The organism is Alcanivorax sp. HI0083 (genome assembly GCF_001635175.1).
Genome location: NZ_LWFX01000329.1, coordinates 1 through 856, shown reverse-complemented (window position 1 = coordinate 856; position 856 = coordinate 1). Strand labels below are relative to the sequence as shown.

1 pseudogene is annotated in these 856 nt (G+C 57.9%); it reads left to right on the top strand.

The window, feature by feature from the left end:
• Positions 1–823 (top strand): annotated as a pseudogene (gene gyrB / locus A3754_RS03465) (DNA gyrase subunit B); the annotation flags it as partial.
• Between the last annotated feature and the right edge of the window lie 33 nt (positions 824–856).

Sequence of the window (856 nt, the reverse complement as noted above, 5' to 3'; positions counted from 1 at the left end):
ACCGCCGCTCTACAAGGTGAAGAAAGGCAAGCAGGAAACTTATTTGAAAGACGATCCGGCCATGGAGGAGTACCTCACTACCCTGGCGCTGGATAAAACCGGTCTGTACCCGGGGGATGATGCGCCACCGATCAGTGGTGAGCCGCTGGCCAAGTTGATCGCCGAGTACCGCGGTGTGATGAAGATTGTCGACCGACAGTCCCGGGTCTTCCCGGAAGAAGTGCTGGAGCAGATGATCTATATGCCGTCACTCAGTGAGGCGTCGCTGAAAGATGAAGCTGCCATGACGCAGTGGTGCGAGACCCTGGGAAAACGCGTGGATGCTATCACTGACGCCACCCAGGCATTTACGATTACCGCCCAGCGTGATGAAGAGCGAGGCCTGTACTTGCCACGTGTGCAAGTGCTCGCTCACGGTGTACCCCGTGAATATCGTGTTACTCTGGATTTTCTGCAGTCCCCGGACTACCAGAAGATCAAGGCCTTGGGGGAAACCCTGGAAGGCCTGCTGGCAGACGATGCCTACATCCAGCGTGGTGAGTCGCAGCGGCCTATTCGCCACTTTGCCGAAGCCCTGGACTGGCTGATGGTGCAAGCGCGCCGTGGTACCAGTTTCCAGCGTTACAAGGGGCTGGGGGAGATGAACGCGGACCAGCTGTGGGAAACCACCATGGACCCGGAAAGCCGCCGTATGCTGCAGGTGACCATCGAAGACGCCATTGCGGCGGATCAGATCTTCACCTGCCTGATGGGGGATGACGTGGACCCGCGCCGTCAGTTCATCGAGTCTAATGCACTGCAGGTATCGAATCTGGATGTATAAACGCCTGAGGCTGGATGCCTGATGCACGACGCT